We start from the raw sequence: 15,971 nt of genomic DNA, 5'->3' as shown, positions 1-15,971 counted from the left end.
CACGCGCCGGCCGGACCGGACCCGTTGGGACCGGTTCAGCCCGGTCTCGCAGGCGCTCTCCGAAACGGTCATCGCGCCCGACCGGTGCAGAGCGCGAAAGCGCCGGACTACAACGGGCTGTCCTTCCAGGAGGGCGTCGACCGGGAGATCAGCGTGCGCCCTGGCCACGCTCCTGCAGCGGATGCGGGCCGCCGGCACCGCGTCAGGCGGCCCGGTCCGGGTGGCCTTCGCCCACCCGGCGCCGTGGCACCACCGCCCCCCGGGTCGACGCCTTCGGCGCGCCGGCATCGTCTTCGACCAGCCCACCAACTCGATCGTCCTGCTCGACGCCGCACGCGAAATTCCCTCCGCCGAACCGGAGTTCGCCCGCATCATGCGCCGCTACGTGGAGATGGGCCTCGCGGCGGCCCGGCCCGCCCCCGGCTGGCGCGACACCTTCCGCACCGTCCTGGCCGAGGCGCTCGCCGACGACCTGCTCTCCCTGGAACGCGTCGCCTGCCGCCTCGCGGTGAGCCCCCGCACCCTCCGGCGCCGGCTGAGCGACCAAGGCACCACCTGGCGCTAGGAGATCGACGCCGTCCGCCACGAACAGGCCGCCCGCCTGCTGCGCGACACCCGCCTGCCCGCCCAGTCCATCGCCGCCCGCCTCGGCTACGCCGACCCGCGTGCCCTGCGCCGCGCCTTCCAGCGCTGGACGGGCCACACTCCGGACACCTACCGGAAGTCGGCGGTCCCGGCCGAGAACGGCTGACCTCGTTCCGTCCTGAGCGGGGCTCGGTCCTCCGACGTTGTCTCCCGCAGACCCCGGCCGTCGGGCGCCGGGGGTTCCGTCGGCGGCGGATGGGCGCGATGATGGCGGGTGTGATCATCGCAGCTGCACAGTTCGCCCCGGTGGCCGGGGACGTCGAGGCCAACGCCCGTCAGATATCCGGGCTGATCCGGCAGACCGGGGCCCTGGGGGCGCGGGTCGTCGTGTTCCCCGAGCTGGCCCTCACCGGGTACGAGCCGACCCTCGTCGGCGCGACGCCGGACACCTGGCTCACCGAGGCGGATGCCCGGTTGGAGCCCGTGCGGGAGGCGTGCCGGGCCACGGGGGCGGCGGCCGTCGTCAACGGGCCGGTGCTCGGGGCGGGGGGCCGCCCGCGCGTCACCTCGCTGGTCGTCGGCCCGGACGGCGGGCTGCTCGCCCGCTACGACAAGACGCACCTGTACGGCGTCGAGGCCACGGTCTTCGAACCGGGCACCGCCGACGGGCGGTTCACCCTCGACGGCGTCCGGTTCGCGCTCGCCACCTGCTACGACAACCGCTTCCCCGACATCGCCGAACGGGCCGTCGCGGACGGCTGCACCGTCTATCTGGCGAGCTCGGCACTGGATGCCGACAACGACTCGTTCGAGAAGGTGTACCCGGTGCGGGCCCGGGACTTCGGGCTGTGCGTCGTCCTGGCCGACCTCGTCGGCCCGAGCGAGGCGGGCCCGTGCGTCGGCCGCAGCGGCGCCTGGGGCCCGGACGGCCTGCGCATCGCCGACGCGGGCCCCGACCAGGAGGGCTTCGCCCTCGCCGAGATCCCGCCCGCGGGCGCCTGACCGATGCCAGACGCCGTACGGGCGCACCGCTGCGGGCTGCTCCGGCTCCGCACGGTGATGCCCCGAAACGGGGGCGTCGGGTGAGCACCGGGTACCGGCCGAGGAGTGCGGACCGGACGATGGCCGCCCTGCTCGGACTCGCGGCCGAGGTTCCGCTGCTCGCCTGCCCCCTCCTGATCTGGCGCGGCGCGTCGTGGGCCCCGTCCTGGTGGGCGGAGGCGGCGCTGTACGCGGCGGCCACCGTGACCGCGGCGGGGGTGGTCCTCGCCCTGCTCCGGCCGGTGACGGTTCGCCGGGTGCGGTGGGCGTCCGTCCTGCTCGGCGTGGCCACGGGCCTGACGGCGGTGATCGCCGGGAGCGTCTTCTTCGGCGGCCCCGAAGGCCTTTCCAGCAGTGTCCTGCTGCTCGGCGCCGTCACCACGCTCGCCCTCCTGCGCGGCCAGGTCAACCGTGTGGAACCCACGCGCCCCTGACCGGCTCCGTCGAAGGGGACGTCAGGAGCGGCGGGCGGGGCGGCGGCGGGAGGTGCCGAAGGCGCGCAGGAAGGTGTCGACACCGGTGCGGACGGCGGTGTCGAGGTCGGAGGGGGAGACCGGGCGGGTGCCGAGGGCGGAGAGCCCGGGGAGGTTGCCGGAGACCAGGGCGATGAACTGGGAGGCCGCGACGGCGGGGTCGTCGAGGTCGAGGTGCCCGCGGTTGGCCAGGCTGGACAGGCGCCCGGCGAGGACGTCGAGGACGGGCTGCGAGCCGCGGGAGACGACCTGGTCGTAGAGGTCGGGCAGGCGGGAGGCCTCCGCGTAGAGCAGGCGCTGGAGTGCCCAGCCCTCGGCGCTGAGCTGGCACTCGACCACGCGGTGGGCGACGCGCTGGAGTTCGCCGGCGAGGTCCTCCCCGTCGTCGGGGAGGCTGGCGAGGGCGGCGACGATGCGGTTGGCGGTGCGTTCGGCGCCGTCGCGCATGACCACCCGGAAGAGGTTCTCCTTGTCCCCGAAGTGGTTGTAGAGCGTCGGCTTGGCCACGCCGGCCGCCGCGGCGATCGCGTCGATGCCCGCCTGCGCGTAGCCCTCGCGCGTGAACAGCCTCACGGCGGCGTCCAGGATGGCGGCGCGCTTGTCGATGCGCCCACGGCCCGTCACGGGGAGTTCACGTTCGTTCACATCCTCACAGTAGCGCACAGTCGCGCCCAGCCGACTGGTAGAACTGATCTGAACTAATCAGTTCAGTTTCAGGACGGTTTCTGGAGGAGGCTGCGCGCCCATGGAGGACCTCTCCCCCCGGCTCGACCGGGAGTTGCTGGCCGGCTACGTCACGCCCGTGCCGGGCATGTCCCCGCTGCGCCCGGACGGCGCGGGCCCCGAGCGCCGGGACCTGGTGGCCCACGACCCGCAGGACCCGCAGGCCCCGCCGGTGCGGGTGCGTGCGTACCTGCCGGGCGGGCCGTGCGTGCCGGCGCCCCGACCGGGCCGGCCGGTGGTGGTGTTCGTGCACGGCGGCGGCTTCACCGCCGGCGAGCGGCTCGAATGGTTCGACCCGCTGTGCGACCTGTACGCCGAGGGCGCGGGCGCCCTCGTCGTCTCGGTCGGCTACCGGCTGGCGCCGCAGCACCCGTACCCCGCCGCCCAGCAGGACTGCCGCACCGTGCTGCGGTGGCTGCGCCGGCACGGAGCCGAGCTGGGCGCGGACGGCGCCAACATCGCCCTGGCGGGCAGCAGTTCGGGCGCCGCCGTGGCGGCCGGGCTCACCCTGGCGCTGCGCGACGCGGGCGAGGCGCTGCCCGGCCTCCTGCTGCTGCACGCCCCGGTGCTGGACGACCGGCACACGACGCCGTCCAGCCTGCTGATCCTGGACGGCCGGACGTGGAGCCGGGCGGCCTCGCTGGCCGGCTGGGGCGCCTACCTGCACCCGCTGCGGCCCGGCCATCCGGACGTGCCGCCGTACGCCGCGCCGGCCCGGGCCGAGCAGCTGGCGGGCCTGCCGCCGGTCTACCTCGGCGTCGGGGACCTGGAGCTGGGCCGGGACGAGGTGATCGGTTTCGGCCTGCGGCTGTCCCAGGCCGGGGTACCGCTGGAGCTCCACGTCTTCCCCGGCGCGTACCACGGCTTCGACATCAAGGACCCGCAGGCCGGCGTCAGCCGGCACTCGCTGGCCACCCAGGTGGACGCGCTGCGCCGGGCGCTGCGTCCCGTGAGCCGCGAAACGGTTGAACAGCTCAGTTCAGTCTGATTAACTACACAGGTCACCATGGATCGTTTTCCGCCGGCCTCACGGCGGGAACCGACCGATCACTGCGCTCCGACTCCGGAGCGGTCTGCCCTAGGAGTACGGAGTGTCCGCCACGCGTGGCCTGCCGGGTCTGCACCCGCTGCTCGCCGCCACGCGCCGGGCGATCGACCTCTCCCGTACCGACAGCGCCCTCTGTCCCCGGCCGCGTTGCGCCTCCGCGCGGCCGGGTGGCCTCTGACTGCCCCGCGCGGCGGACCTCGCGGCGACCCCGACCCGTCCCCGGCGGCCCTGCCGCCGTCCGCGCGCCTCGGAGAGAAGCCCCGCCATGCGACCGCACCCCGCCACCGTCACGCCCGACACGTCCACCCGGAACACCCCCGACACCGCCCGGCGCCGAACTCCCGCCCGCAGCCGGGGTTTCCGCTCCAGACTCGGCCTCGTCGCCGCCCTCACCGTGCTCCCGCTCACCGCCGCCTGCGCGGGATCGGCGACCACCCCGAGGAGCGCCGACGCGGCGGCCGGCGGCACGCCGGTGGACGGCGGCACCCTCACCCTCGCCGTCCCCTACGGCCCGACCTGCCTCGACCCCCACCAGGGCCAGGCCGACGCCCTGTTCAGCCGGGCCGCGCTGGACTCGCTGGTCTGGCAGGACGACGACGGCGCCATCCAGCCCTGGCTGGCAAAGTCCTGGAAGGTCTCCGAGGACCAGAAGACCTACACCTTCACCCTGCGCAGCGGCGTCACCTTCAGCGACGGCACGCGCTTCGACGCGGCCGCCGTGAAGGCCAACCTGGACCACGTCGTCGCCCCCGCCACCAAGTCCGCCGGCGCCGCCCAGCTGATCGAGAACTACCGCTCCGCCCGGGTGGTCGACCCGCAGACGGTCGAGGTCACCCTCGCCGCGCCCGCCTCCTCGTTCCTGACCGGCCTGGCCTCCCCGAGCCTCGGCATCGAGTCGCCCGCGACCCTGGCCGGCGACCCGAAGGCGCTCTGCTCCAAGATCGTCGGAACCGGCCCGTTCACCAGCGCCGAGGGCTTCACCCCCCAGCAGGGCATCACCTACCAGCGCCGCGCCGACTACGCGTGGGCCCCCGAGGGCGCCGCCAACCGGGGCCCCGCCCACCTGGAGAAGCTCGCCGTACGGATCGTCCCGGACAACTCCTCCCGCCAGGGCGCGCTGACCAGCGGTCAGGCCGAGGCCGCCGCGGCCATCGCCCCGGTCAACGTCGCCAAGCTCAAGGCCGACCCCAAGTTCACCGTGCAGAGCGCCGTCTCCCCCGGCGTCCCGTGGAGCTTCAACCCGAACACCGAGAAGGGCCCGCTCGCCGACGTCCGGCTGCGCAAGGCGCTGCGCAACGGCATCGACTGGCACCTGATCGTCCAGAAGCTCTACTTCGGCGTCTACCCGGCCGCGACCGGACCGCTCTCCCCCTCCACCCCGCAGTACGCCGCCGGCGTCGCCGACCAGTACAAGTACGACGCCGCGGCCGCCGGCAAGCTCCTGGACGACGCCGGCTGGACGGCCCGCGACGGCGAGGGCTACCGCACCAAGGCCGGCAAGCGGCTCAGCCTGGACTTCCTGTACATCGGGGAGTACTTCAGCCAGTACACCGCGCTGGCGACCCAGGTCCAGGCCGCCGCCAAGGACCTCGGCGTCGAGATCCGCAACCAGAACCTGGACACCGGCACCTACGTCAAGCGCGTGCTCGCCGGGGACTACGACCTGCTCAACAGCAGCGCCAACAACGCCTCCCCGGACGCGCTGCGGCTGGTCTTCGGCAGCGCCCACATCCCCACCGCCAAGATCGACAACAACGCCGCGCGCTACCACGACGACCAGGTGGACGCCCAGCTCGCCGACGCGCTCGCCACCACCGACGTGCAGCGGCAGAAGGCCCTCTACGCCGCCGTCCAGCAGAAGGTCACCGACGACGCCGCGATCCTGCCGGTGTTCACCAACGCCTACGTGCTGGGCACCTCCGTCCAGGTGCACGGCGTCGTCTTCGAGCAGCAGAGCTTCCCGAACTTCGCCGACGCCTGGCTCGCGAAGTGATCGGCGCCGCGCTGCGCCGGCTCGGCGCAGCCGTCCTGGTCCTGTGGGGCGCGGTGACCCTCGCCTTCCTCGCCCTGCACCTCACCTCGGGCGACCCGGTCGACCTGCTCACGGGCCTGCGCGGCACCAGCGACCAGCTGCGCGCCGAGATCACCCGCGAGTACGGCCTGGACCAGCCGCTGCCGCTGCAGTACCTGACCTTCCTCGGTCACGTGCTGCGCGGCGACCTCGGCGACTCCTACGTCCTGCACCTTCGGGTGAGCACCGCGATCGGCCAGCAGCTCGGCCCGACGCTCCAACTCCTGGCCGCCACCGTGCTGGTGACCGTCGCCCTGGCGCTGCCGGCGGCCCTGCTCACGGCCGGGCGCCCGCGCTGGGTGCGCACCCCGGTGTCCGTGCTGGAGGGCCTCGGGGTCGCCGTGCCCGCGTTCTGGCTCGGCACCCTGCTGCTCGCGCTGTTCTCCTTCCGGCTGCGGTGGTTCCCCGCGCTCGGGGCGCCGGGGCTGGACGGGCTCGTCCTGCCCGCCCTGGCGCTGGCCGCCGCGCCCGCCGCGGTGATCACCCGGGTGCTGCGCCGGGGGCTGGAACGGACCCTGGAGGAACCCTTCGTCACCACGGCCCGCACCCGGGGCGTCGGCGAGGCGGCCGTGCGGCTGCGGCACGCGCTGCGGCACGGGCTGCTGCCGGTCACCACCCTGATCGGCTGGCTGACCGGCTCGCTGATCGGCGGGGCGGTGGTGATCGAGTCGGTCTTCTCCCGGCAGGGGCTGGGCACGCTGGCCGTCACCGCCGTTCGCAACAAGGACCTTCCGCTGGTCATCGGCATCGTGCTGGTCGCGGGGCTGGTCTACACCGTCGTCAACACCGCCGTCGACCTGGCCTACCGGCTGGTCGACCCGCGGCTGCGCACCCGAGAGAGCTGAAGGAGGAGAGCCCGTGGTCATCCCCCGCCTCCGGCCGACCCGTTTCCCGACCGTCACCCGCTTCCCCTCCGTCGCCCGCGTCCCGCCCGGAGCCGCCCTGGGGCTCGCGGTCTGCGCCCTCCTCCTGCTGGCCGCGCTCGCCCCCGGCCTGCTGAGCGGGACGGGCCCGGACGCGGCCAGCCCCGCCGACAGCCTGCTGCCGCCGGGGGCCGCGCACTGGATGGGCACCGACGAGAACGGACGCGACGTCTACTCCCGGGTGGTGCACGGCGCCAGGCCCTCGCTGCTGATCGGCCTGTCCGCCTCCGCGCTGGCGCTGGCAGCCGGCACGGTGATCGGCGTCCTGGCCGCCCAGGGCGGGCGGACCGCCGACCGCGTCGCCGGCCGGCTGCTGGACGTCCTGATGTCCATCCCCGGCGTGCTGCTGGTCCTGCTGGTGGTCGCGGTGCTGGGCACCGGCACCGGGAACCTGGTGGCCGGGCTCGCCCTGGTCACCCTGCCCGGGTACGCCCGGCTGGTGCGGGCCGAGGTGCTGCGGGTGCGCGGCAGCGACTACGTCGAGGCGGCCACCGTGCTCGGCTGGTCCCGCTCCCAGGTGGTCCTGCGGCACATCGTGCCGAACGCCGTCGGACCGCTGCTGGCACTGGCCACCGTCGGCGTCGGCGGCATGATCGTCACCGGCTCCGCGCTCAGCTTCCTCGGGCTTGGACCGCAGCCGCCGACCGCCGAGTGGGGCGCGATGCTCGCCGGCAGCGGCGACTACGTCGAGGTCGCGTGGTGGACGGCCGTCTTCCCGGGCGCGGCGATCACCCTCACGGTGCTGGCCGTGTCCGCCGTCGGCCAGTGGCTGCAGGACCGGGCCGAGGGGCGGGTGGCGCGATGAGCACCGAGACCCGCTCCGAGCCCGCCGCCCCTCGTACGGACGCCGCCCCGCCGGTGGTCGAGGTGAGCGGCCTGACCGTCGCCTTCCCCGGCCCGCGCTGCCCGGTCACCGCCGTGCGCGGCCTGTCGCTGACCGTCGCCGCCGGGGAGAGCGTCGCCCTGGTCGGCGAGTCCGGCTCCGGCAAGAGCGTCACCGCGCGCAGCCTCGTCGGGCTGGCCGGGCCCGGGGCGCGCACCACCGCCGAGGTCTTCCGCATCGACGGGCGCGAGGCGGGCGCGCTGACGGAGCGCCAGTGGCGGCCGCTGCGCGGGCGCCGGATCGGCTTCGTGCTCCAGGACGCGCTGGTCTCGCTCGACCCGCTGCGCCGGGTCGGCGAGGAGATCGCCGAGGCGCTGCACGCCCACCGCAGCGTGCCGCGCGCCGAGGTGCCCGCGCAGGTCCTGCGGCTGCTCGCCGAGGCGGGGGTGCCCGAGCCGGAGCTGCGCGCCCGCCAGTACCCGCACCAGCTGTCCGGCGGCCTGCGCCAGCGGGCCCTGATCGCCTCCGCGCTCGCCGCCGACCCCGCGCTGCTGATCGCCGACGAGCCCACCACCGCCCTGGACGTCACCGTCCAGGCGCAGATCCTGGAACTGCTCGCCGAGCGCCGAAGGGCCGGCCGGGCGCTGCTGCTGATCAGTCACGACCTGGCGGTGGTCGCGCGGGTGGCCGACCGGGTGCTGGTCATGAAGGACGGCGAGGTGGTCGAACAGGGCCCCACCGCCGAGGTGCTGGCCGAGCCGCGGCACCCGTACACCCGGCTGCTGCTCGCGGCGGTGCCCCGGCCTTCGGCGCGCGGCACCCGGCTCTCCGGGCCGCGGGCGGGCACCCGGCTGCCCCCGCCGCGCACCGGCGAGCGGGTGGTGCTGCGCGCCGAGGGGCTCGGCAAGTCCTTCACCGTGCCCGGACACGCGCCCGTGGCCGCCGTCCGCGACGTCTCGCTGACCCTGCGGGAGGGCCGCACCCTCGGCATCGTCGGCGAGTCCGGCTCCGGCAAGAGCACCACCGGGCGCCTGCTGCTGGGCCTGACGGCGCCGGACACCGGCAGCGTCGAGGTGGAGGGGCAGCCGTGGCAGAGCGTGCGCGGGGCTGCGCGGCGCGCCCTGCACCGGCGCGTCCAGGTCGTCCACCAGGACCCGCTGAGCAGCTTCGACCCGCGCTACCCCGTCGACCGGATCATCGCCGAGCCGCTGGCCGCCACCGGCGTCCCCCGGGGCGCTCGGGCCGGCCGGGTCGCCGAGCTGATGGAGCAGGTCGGGCTGGGCCCGGAACTGCTCCACCGGCGCCCGCACGAGCTGTCCGGCGGGCAGCGCCAGCGGGTGGCGATCGCCCGGGCCCTGGCGCCGCGGCCCCCGATCGTCGTGCTGGACGAGCCGGTGGCGGCGCTGGACGTCTCCGTCCAGGCCCAGGTCCTCGACCTGCTGGCCGAACTGCGGGCCGAACTCGGCGTCGCCTATGTGTTCGTCTCGCACGACCTCGGCGTGGTGCGCCACCTCGCCGACGAGGTGCTGGTGATGAAGGACGGCGAGGTCGTCGAGTCCGGGGACGCCGCGGAGGTCCTCAGCGCGCCTCGCCACCCCTACACCCGCCAACTGCTGGACGCCGTCCCCCGGCTGGACGGCCCGAACCCCGGGAAGGCACCGTGAGCACCGAACCGAGCACCGGACCCACCACCGAACCGAGCACCGAACCGAGCACCGGACGCGAGCTCCATCTCAACCTCCACATGGTCGGCGGCGCCATGGGCGTGCACCCCGCCGCCTGGCGCGAGCCCGGCTCCGACCCGTACGGCTTCGCCCGGGTGGAGACCTGGGTGGCCGCCGCACAGCTCGCCGAGCGCGGGCTGATGGACGCCGTCTTCCTCTCCGACACCCCCGGGATCTTCGGCGAGATCGACACCAGCCCGCACGGCGCGTACTACCACGAGCCGACGCTGATCCTCACCGCGATCGCCGGCGCCACCTCCCGGATCGGCCTGATCGCCACCGCCTCCACCACCTCCAACGAGCCGTACAACATCGCCCGCCGCTTCAAGTCGCTGGACGTGCTCAGCGGCGGACGGGCGGGCTGGAACGCCGTCACCACGTACATCCCGCAGGTCGTCGCCAACTTCGGCGGCAGCGGGCTGGCGCCGCGCACCGACCGGTACGCGCGCGCCGAGGAGTTCGTGGACATCGTCAAGGCGCTGTGGCACAGCTGGGAGCCGGAGGCCCTGGTGGCGGACGTGCACACCGGGAGGTTCACCGACCCGGGCCGGCTGCGGCCGATATCCCACCGGGGGGAGCACTTCAGCGTCCGCGGGCCGCTGCCGCTGCCGCCCTCCGCCCAGGGCCACCCGCTGGTGGTGCAGGCCGGCGCCTCGGAGCCCGGGCGCGAGCTGGCAGGGCGCACGGCCGACGTGGTGTTCTCCGGGGCCAAGACGCCGGACGTCGCCCACGCCTACGCGGCCGACGTGCGGGCCCGGGCCGAGCGGCACGGCCGCGACCCCCGGTCGGTCAAGATCCTGCCCGGACTGATGACCACGGTGGCCGACAGCCGCCGCGAGGCCCTCAACCGGCTCCGGCGGCTGGACGAGCTGGCCGGGCACGCGCCCTGGCGCGGGGCGCACATCGAGGCGATCGGCACGCCCGAGCAGGTCGCCGACGTGGCCGAGGAGTGGTTCGTCTCGGGGGCGGCGGACGGCTTCACGCTGATGCCGGACGTCTTCGCCGACGGGCTCGCGGCCTTCGTCGAGCTGGTGGTGCCGATCCTGCAGAAGCGCGGCGTCTACCGCTCCTCGTACCGGGGCTCCACGCTGCGCGAGCACTACGGACTGCCCCACCCCTACCCGGCCCCGGCCCCGGCCGCCGTGTGAGCGCCGCCGCCCGGACCCGGTACGCCCGCCCCCGCTCCACCCGCACCCGTTCCACCCGCCCCTTGCGCGCCGGGGGCCGACTCCTGAGGAAACAGGCATGACCGCGTTCTCCGTCCTCGACCAGGGCCCCCGCCGGGCCGGCACCGGCACCTCCGAACTGCTCGACGAGGCCGGGCAACTCGCCCGGCACGTCGAGGAGCTGGGCTACAGCCGCTACTGGGTCGCCGAGCACCACGCCGAGGCGGCGGTGGGCATCTCGGCGCCCGAGATCGTCATCGCCCACCTGGCCGCCCGCACCACCCGGCTGCGCATCGGCGCCGGCGGGATGCTGCTGCCCAACCACGCGCCGCTGCACGTCGCCGAGCAGTTCCGGACGCTGGAGGCGCTGCACCCCGGCCGGATCGACCTCGGCATCGGCCGCTCCACCGGCACCGGGCACGGGCCCACCGCCGCCCTGCTCCAGCGTTCCTCGCTCGCCCCCGAGGTGTTCAACGGGCAGCTGGCGCAGCTGCTGGCCTTCGGCGGGCACACCGCCCTGGCGGAGGGCCACGAGCTCGCCTCCGTCCGCGCCGTGCCGACGGACGCGCCGCTGCCCGGCGTGTTCCTGCTCGGCGGCAGCCCCGCCTCGGCGGGGGTCGCGGCCCGGCTGGGCCTGGGCTACGCGTACCTCGCCGCGTACCAGGACCCGGCCAACGCCTTCGCCGCGCTGCGCCGTTACCGGGAGCGGTTCCGGCCGGCCCACGAGGGGGCGCGGCCCTGGGCGATCCTGACGCTGACCGTGGTCGTGGGCCGGGACGACCGGCACGCCGAGGAGCTGGCCACCCCGTGGCGCCTCGCGCTGGCCCAGCACGCGGCCGGCAACTCCGCGCCGCTGCGGCCCGTCCAGGAGGCCCTGGCCCACCGGCCGAGCCCGGCGGAGCAGGCCGCGCAGCGCAGCGCGCCGCTGAACGACCTGCGCGCGGAGGTCGTGGGCGGGCCGGACACAGTGGCGGCGAAGCTGAAAGCCTTCACGGCCGAATCAGGGGCGGACGAGGTCATGGTGGTCGCGAACACCTACGACCCGGTGGACCGGCGGGAGTCCTACACCCGTCTGGCGGAGGCGGTGGGGCTGGGCGCCTGAGCGCCGGACGCGCCGAAGGGGTGGGGCACCGGGGGGGTGCCCCACCCCTTCAGCCTGTCGGAGGAGTGTCGGGGAAGGGATCAGAGCCGCACGGGCAGCTCCCGCAGGGCCGGGAGCACCTCGGCGGCGAAGGTGCGCAGCGCAGCGAAGGCCGTGTCGGCGGGCAGCAGGCCGTACTCGAAGGCGGCGTTGACCCGGGTGACGCCGGCCGCGGCGAGTTCGGCCAGCTGGTCGACGATCTGCTCGGGCGAGCCGGCCAGGAGCCGCTCGTAGGCGAGTTCCTCGTCGGCCGGGTCGATGGCGGCGGGCACGGGCGGCAGGCCGCCGGCGGGGTGAGCGCCCTCGGCCAGGGCCCGGGAGGTCTGGATCTGCCGGGCGACCTCACGGGCGGCCGCCCGGCGCCCGGCCGGGTCGGTGCCGAGGTGGACGAAGCGGTTGACGGCGTACTCCAGGCCCTCGGCCGCCACGCCCTCCTCGGCGGCGAGGGCCTTCACCGTGCGCCATTGGGCGGCGAGTTCGGCCGGGGTCGACAGGGCCAGGCCGAGCAGGTGGAAGCCGCGGCGGACGGCGAAGCGGGTGGACTCCGGCGAGACCGCGGCGGCCCAGACCGGCGGGTGGGGGGTTTGGTGGGAGGGCGGCAGGACGGTGACCGGGGCGTCGATCCGGTGGAACTCGCCCTTGTGCGTGACGGCGCTCTCGGTGAGCAGGCGCAGCACCAGGTCGGCGGACTCCTCGAAGGCGGCACGGCTCGCCCCGAGGTCCCGGCCGAAGCCCAGGAACTCGTGCGGCTGGTAGCCGCGGCCGATGCCGAGGTCCAGCCGCCCGCCGGAGAGCTGGTCCAGGGTGTTGACGTCGGCGACCAGGCGGACCGGGTCCCACAGCGGAAGCACCAGGATGCCGGTGCCCAGGCGCAGGTCGGGGGCGATCGCGGCGGCCTGGCCGAGCAGCAGCAGCGGCGAGGAGCTGAGGCTGTAGCCCGAGAAGTGGTGCTCGGTGATCCAGATGCCGGAGAAGCCCTTGTCGTTGGCCCATTCGACCTGCCGGGCGAAGTCCAGGTACGTGCGGCGGGCGGACGAGCGGTCCACCGACGGGGAGATGCTGAGGTAGGTGATTCCGACGCGCATGACCGGGATTCGCTCCTTCGGGCTTGCTTCACGAGGCGGGCAGGACGGACTCGGCCAGCAACTCGTCCAGATGGGCAGCGAGTTCGGCCGGGACAGGGTGGTCGAAGGCGACCATCGGGGACAGCGTGAGCCCGGTCGCGGCGCCGAGCCGGTTGCGCAGGTCCAGGACGCTGAAGGAGGAGAAGCCGAGGTCCTGGAAGCGCTCCCCCGCGCCGATCTGCGCCGGGTCGGTGTAGCCGAGGGCGGCGGCGGCGTGCTCCTGGACCAAGGCCAGCAGCAGGGCCGTACGATCCGGGGCCGGCGCCTGCGTCCAGCGCCGCAGCAGGTCTGCCGGGTCCTCGGCAGGAGCCTCGACCGGGGGTGAGGCCGGCGCGGGCGCCCCGGCCCGGGTGGCGCCGGAGGGGCCGGGGGTGGCCAGCCAGTGGACGGTCGCGGCGAAGGGGTGGCCGGGCACGGTGTCGGGGTCGGCGGCGGGCGCGGGACCGGCCGGGCGGGCGACCGGGAGGCCGTGCACCTCGGCCCCGGCCAGCGCGGCGGCGAGCGCCCTCGGCTGGGGCCGCTCGCGCAGTTGCGCGGCCAGGTGGACGGCCTCCGGGTGGAGGGTGGCGGTCAGCGCGCTGAGCGTGCTGTGCGGGCCGAGTTCCAGGTAGGCGGTGACGCCGTGGCGCTCGCGCAGGGTGCGCACGCCCTCGGCGAAGCGGACGGTGGCGCGGATCTGCTCCGTCCAGTACCGGGGCCCGGCAATGGCCCGCGGGTCGGCGGCCTCGCCGGTGACGTTGCTGATCACCGGAAGGCTCGGGGCGCGGTAGGTGATCCGCTGCGCCTCGGCGTGGAAGCGCTCCAGCACCGGGTCCAGGTGGGCGGAGTGGAACGCGTGCGAGACGCGCAGCCGGCGGGTGCGCAGCCCGAGGCCGGTGAGCTCGCGGTCCAGCAGGGCGATCGCGGCGGCGTCGCCGGAGACCACCGTGGAGGCCGGTCCGTTGACGGCGGCCAGGCCCAGCGCCGGTCCGTACGGGGCGAGCAGCGCGGTGAGCCGCTCCTCGGACGCCTGGACGGAGAGCATCGCGCCCGCGCCGGCGGGCAGTTCGTCCATCAGCCGGGCCCGGGCGGCGACGAGTGCCGCCGCCGACTCCAGGTCGAACACCCCGGCCAGGTGGGCGGCGGACAGTTCGCCGATCGAGTGGCCGAGCACGGCGACGGGCGGGGGCAGCCGGCTGCCGAGGAGGCGGGCGAGCGCGCTCTGGTGGGCGAACAGGGCGGGCTGGGTGTAGCGGGTGCGGTTCAGCAGTTCGGCCTCGGCGGAGCCCGGCTCGGCGAACATCACGTCCCGCAGGGGGCGGTCCAGGTGGGCGTCGAGGGCGTCGCACACCTCGTCCAGCGCCTTGGCGAACTCCTGGTTGGCGGCGTGGAGTTCGCGGCCCATGCCGGGGTGCTGGGAACCCTGCCCCGAGAAGGTCCAGGCGGCCCTGGCGGAAGCGACGGCGGTGCCGGACACCAGGGCGGGGTGGGCGCGCCCGGCTGCCAGGGCGCGCAGGGCGGGGGCGATCTCCTGTGGACGGTCAATCAGCACGGCGGCCCGGTAGGGGAAGCGCGCCCGGCCGTGGCCGAGCCAGTGCGCGCTCTCCTGCGCGCGTTCGGCGGCTCCGGCCTCGGCGTGTGCGGCCAGGTTCAGCGCGTGCTCGCGCAGCGCCCCGGCGGTGCGGGCGGTGAGCAGCCAGGGCAGGTCGGCGGGCGCGGTGCAGGGTTCGGCGGGCGGCAGTCGGGGCGCCTCTTCGAGGACGACGTGGGCGTTGGTGCCGCTGATCCCGAACGAGGAGACGGCGGCCCGGCGCGGACGCTCCCCGCGCGGCCAGGGGACGGCCTCGGTGAGCAGCTCGACCGCGCCCGAGGACCAGTCCACGTGCGGGGTCGGCGCGTCCAGGTGCAGGGTGGCCGGCAGGGTCCCGTGCCGCAGGGAGAGGATCAGCTTGATCACGCCGGCCACCCCGGCGGCGGCCTGGGTGTGGCCGATGTTGGACTTCAACGAGCCCAGCTTCAGCGGGCGTTCGCGCTCGCCCCGGCCGTAGACGGAGAGCAGGGCGCGGGCCTCGATCGGGTCCCCCAGGGTGGTGCCGGTGCCGTGGGCCTCGACGGCGTCGACCTGGTCGGGGGTGAGCCGGGCGTCGGCCAGCGCCTCGCGGATGACGGCCTCCTGCGCGGGCCCGCTGGGGGCGGTGAGTCCGTTGCTGGGGCCGTCCTGGTTGACGGCCGAGCCGCGCAGCACGGCGAGCACCCGGTGGCCGTTGGCGCGGGCGTCGCTCAGGCGCTCCAGCAGCAGCAGCCCGACGCCCTCGGCGAGGCCCGTGCCGTCTGCGGCGGCTGCGAACGCCTTGCAGCGCCCGTCCGGGGCCAGTCCGCGCTGGCGGCTGAACTCCAGGAACACCCGCGGGTGGGCGAGGACGCAGGCGCCGCCGGCCAGGGCGAGGTCGCTCTCGCGCGAGCGCAGCGAGCGGGCGGCCAGGTGCATCGCGACCAGCGAGGAGGAGCAGGCGGTGTCGACGGTCAGGGCCGGGCCGAGCAGGCCGAAGTGGTAGGCGAGCCGGCCGGAGGCGATGGAGCCGGCGTTGCCCGTCATGAAGTGGCCGTCCAGCTCCCCGGCCACCTCGTGCGGGCGGGGGGCGTAGTCCTGGCCGATCATGCCGACGTACACGCCGGTCCGGCTGCCGCGCAGGGCGGCCGGGTCGAGGGCGGCGGACTCGAAGGTGCGCCAGGCGGTCTCCAGCAGCAGGCGCTGCTGCGGATCCATGGCGAGCGCCTCGCGGGGGCCGAGGCCGAAGAAGGCGGCGTCGAACCCGCCTGCATCGTCCAGGAATCCGCCCTGGCGGGCGTAGGAGGTGCCGGGGGTGGCCGGGTCGTCGTCGAAGAGGGCGTCGAGGTCCCAGCCGCGGTCGGCGGGGAAGTCGCCGATCGCGTCGCGGCCCTCGGCGAGCAGGCTCCACAGATCTTCCGGGCTGCGCACGCCGCCGGGCAGCCGGCAGGCCATGCCGACGACGGCGACCGGCTCGTGCGCCCGTTCCTCCAGGGCCTCGATCCGGCGCCTGGCGCGGCGCAGGTCGGCGGTCGCGCGGCGCAGGTAGTCGCGCAGGCGTTCCTCGGTGGCGCCGGGGGCGGCGCTCGGTTGGGTCGTCC

General features: G+C 75.5%; 14 protein-coding genes and 1 pseudogene. 12 read left to right on the top strand and 3 right to left on the bottom strand.

What is annotated here, in order from left to right; genetic code table 11:
* Positions 1-181: 181 nt before the first annotated feature.
* The 4 genes from ACIRVF_RS28720 to ACIRVF_RS28705 all read left to right on the top strand — a co-directional run bounded on the left by ACIRVF_RS28720 (position 182) and on the right by ACIRVF_RS28705 (position 2,060).
* Complete coding sequence (locus ACIRVF_RS28720; protein WP_402823850.1) at positions 182-565, top strand: hypothetical protein; 384 nt, start codon at positions 182-184, stop codon at positions 563-565.
* A 3-nt stretch (positions 566-568) separates the two neighbouring features.
* Positions 569-751, top strand: a complete 183-nt coding sequence (locus ACIRVF_RS28715; protein WP_402823955.1) for a helix-turn-helix domain-containing protein — start codon at positions 569-571, stop codon at positions 749-751.
* 101 nt (positions 752-852) lie between these two features.
* A complete protein-coding gene (locus tag ACIRVF_RS28710; RefSeq protein ID WP_402823952.1) occupies positions 853-1,587 on the top strand; it encodes a carbon-nitrogen hydrolase family protein in 735 nt (244 codons plus the stop codon).
* Between the two features lie 119 nt (positions 1,588-1,706).
* Positions 1,707-2,060 carry a hypothetical protein gene (locus tag ACIRVF_RS28705; RefSeq protein ID WP_402823847.1) on the top strand — a complete coding sequence of 118 codons (354 nt, stop codon included), beginning with the start codon at positions 1,707-1,709 and terminating at the stop codon, positions 2,058-2,060.
* Positions 2,061-2,081: 21 nt separating this feature from the next.
* Here ACIRVF_RS28705 and ACIRVF_RS28700 read toward each other — a convergent pair whose 3' ends face one another.
* The gene (locus ACIRVF_RS28700; protein ID WP_402823844.1) at positions 2,082-2,744 is read right to left on the bottom strand and encodes a TetR/AcrR family transcriptional regulator; all 663 of its coding nucleotides are present in this window, start codon (positions 2,742-2,744) and stop codon (positions 2,082-2,084) included.
* Positions 2,745-2,844: 100 nt separating this feature from the next.
* Between ACIRVF_RS28700 and ACIRVF_RS28695 the strand changes: the two genes are divergently transcribed.
* From ACIRVF_RS28695 to ACIRVF_RS28660, 8 genes are all read left to right on the top strand, one after another.
* On the top strand, positions 2,845-3,810 hold the full coding sequence (locus ACIRVF_RS28695) for an alpha/beta hydrolase (protein ID WP_402823841.1): 966 nt from the start codon (positions 2,845-2,847) through the stop codon (positions 3,808-3,810).
* Positions 3,811-3,913: 103 nt separating this feature from the next.
* Positions 3,914-4,048, top strand: coding sequence for a hypothetical protein (locus ACIRVF_RS28690; RefSeq protein WP_402823839.1), 135 nt, complete (start codon positions 3,914-3,916; stop codon positions 4,046-4,048).
* An 87-nt stretch (positions 4,049-4,135) separates the two neighbouring features.
* Positions 4,136-5,863 carry an ABC transporter substrate-binding protein gene (locus ACIRVF_RS28685; RefSeq protein ID WP_402823836.1) on the top strand — a complete coding sequence of 576 codons (1,728 nt, stop codon included), beginning with the start codon at positions 4,136-4,138 and terminating at the stop codon, positions 5,861-5,863.
* Positions 5,860-6,786, top strand: a complete 927-nt coding sequence (locus tag ACIRVF_RS28680; protein WP_402823834.1) for an ABC transporter permease — start codon at positions 5,860-5,862, stop codon at positions 6,784-6,786. The genes ACIRVF_RS28685 and ACIRVF_RS28680 overlap by 4 nt, the downstream gene beginning before the upstream one ends.
* A 13-nt stretch (positions 6,787-6,799) precedes the next feature.
* Entirely contained in the window at positions 6,800-7,669 is an 870-nt protein-coding gene (locus ACIRVF_RS28675; RefSeq protein WP_402823831.1) for an ABC transporter permease, read from the top strand.
* Positions 7,666-9,351 (top strand): dipeptide ABC transporter ATP-binding protein, encoded by a 1,686-nt coding sequence (locus ACIRVF_RS28670; protein ID WP_402823828.1) that lies wholly within the window; start codon positions 7,666-7,668, stop codon positions 9,349-9,351. The genes ACIRVF_RS28675 and ACIRVF_RS28670 overlap by 4 nt, the downstream gene beginning before the upstream one ends.
* Positions 9,348-10,559 carry an NtaA/DmoA family FMN-dependent monooxygenase gene (locus tag ACIRVF_RS28665; protein WP_402823825.1) on the top strand — a complete coding sequence of 404 codons (1,212 nt, stop codon included), beginning with the start codon at positions 9,348-9,350 and terminating at the stop codon, positions 10,557-10,559. Before ACIRVF_RS28670 ends, ACIRVF_RS28665 begins: the two co-directional genes overlap by 4 nt.
* Before the next feature lie 97 nt (positions 10,560-10,656).
* Positions 10,657-11,679, top strand: a complete 1,023-nt coding sequence (locus ACIRVF_RS28660) for an LLM class flavin-dependent oxidoreductase (protein ID WP_402823822.1) — start codon at positions 10,657-10,659, stop codon at positions 11,677-11,679.
* 80 nt (positions 11,680-11,759) lie between these two features.
* Here the strand turns inward: ACIRVF_RS28660 and ACIRVF_RS28655 are convergent, their stop codons facing one another.
* Positions 11,760-12,803, bottom strand: a complete 1,044-nt coding sequence (locus ACIRVF_RS28655; RefSeq protein WP_402823819.1) for an LLM class flavin-dependent oxidoreductase — start codon at positions 12,801-12,803, stop codon at positions 11,760-11,762.
* Positions 12,804-12,831: 28 nt separating this feature from the next.
* Positions 12,832-15,969 (bottom strand): annotated as a pseudogene (locus ACIRVF_RS28650) (type I polyketide synthase); the annotation flags it as partial.
* Positions 15,970-15,971 lie beyond the last annotated feature (2 nt).

Source organism: Kitasatospora sp. NPDC101157 (assembly GCF_044768255.1).
Taxonomy (GTDB): domain Bacteria; phylum Actinomycetota; class Actinomycetes; order Streptomycetales; family Streptomycetaceae; genus Kitasatospora.
Note: the sequence above shows the minus strand (reverse complement) of the source record. Positions and strands in the feature narration are given on the sequence as shown.

Excerpts from the sequence above, each read along its gene's own strand:
- ACIRVF_RS28695 (WP_402823841.1), top strand. The coding sequence starts at position 2,845 with ATGGAGGACCTCTCCCCCCGGCTCGACCGGGAGTTGCTGGCCGGCTAC.
- ACIRVF_RS28685 (WP_402823836.1), top strand. The coding sequence starts at position 4,136 with ATGCGACCGCACCCCGCCACCGTCACGCCCGACACGTCCACCCGGAAC.
- ACIRVF_RS28710 (WP_402823952.1), top strand. The coding sequence starts at position 853 with ATGGCGGGTGTGATCATCGCAGCTGCACAGTTCGCCCCGGTGGCCGGG.
- ACIRVF_RS28655 (WP_402823819.1), bottom strand. The coding sequence starts at position 12,803 with ATGCGCGTCGGAATCACCTACCTCAGCATCTCCCCGTCGGTGGACCGC.
- ACIRVF_RS28720 (WP_402823850.1), top strand. The coding sequence starts at position 182 with ATGCGGGCCGCCGGCACCGCGTCAGGCGGCCCGGTCCGGGTGGCCTTC.
- ACIRVF_RS28670 (WP_402823828.1), top strand. The coding sequence starts at position 7,666 with ATGAGCACCGAGACCCGCTCCGAGCCCGCCGCCCCTCGTACGGACGCC.
- ACIRVF_RS28705 (WP_402823847.1), top strand. The coding sequence starts at position 1,707 with ATGGCCGCCCTGCTCGGACTCGCGGCCGAGGTTCCGCTGCTCGCCTGC.
- ACIRVF_RS28660 (WP_402823822.1), top strand. The coding sequence starts at position 10,657 with ATGACCGCGTTCTCCGTCCTCGACCAGGGCCCCCGCCGGGCCGGCACC.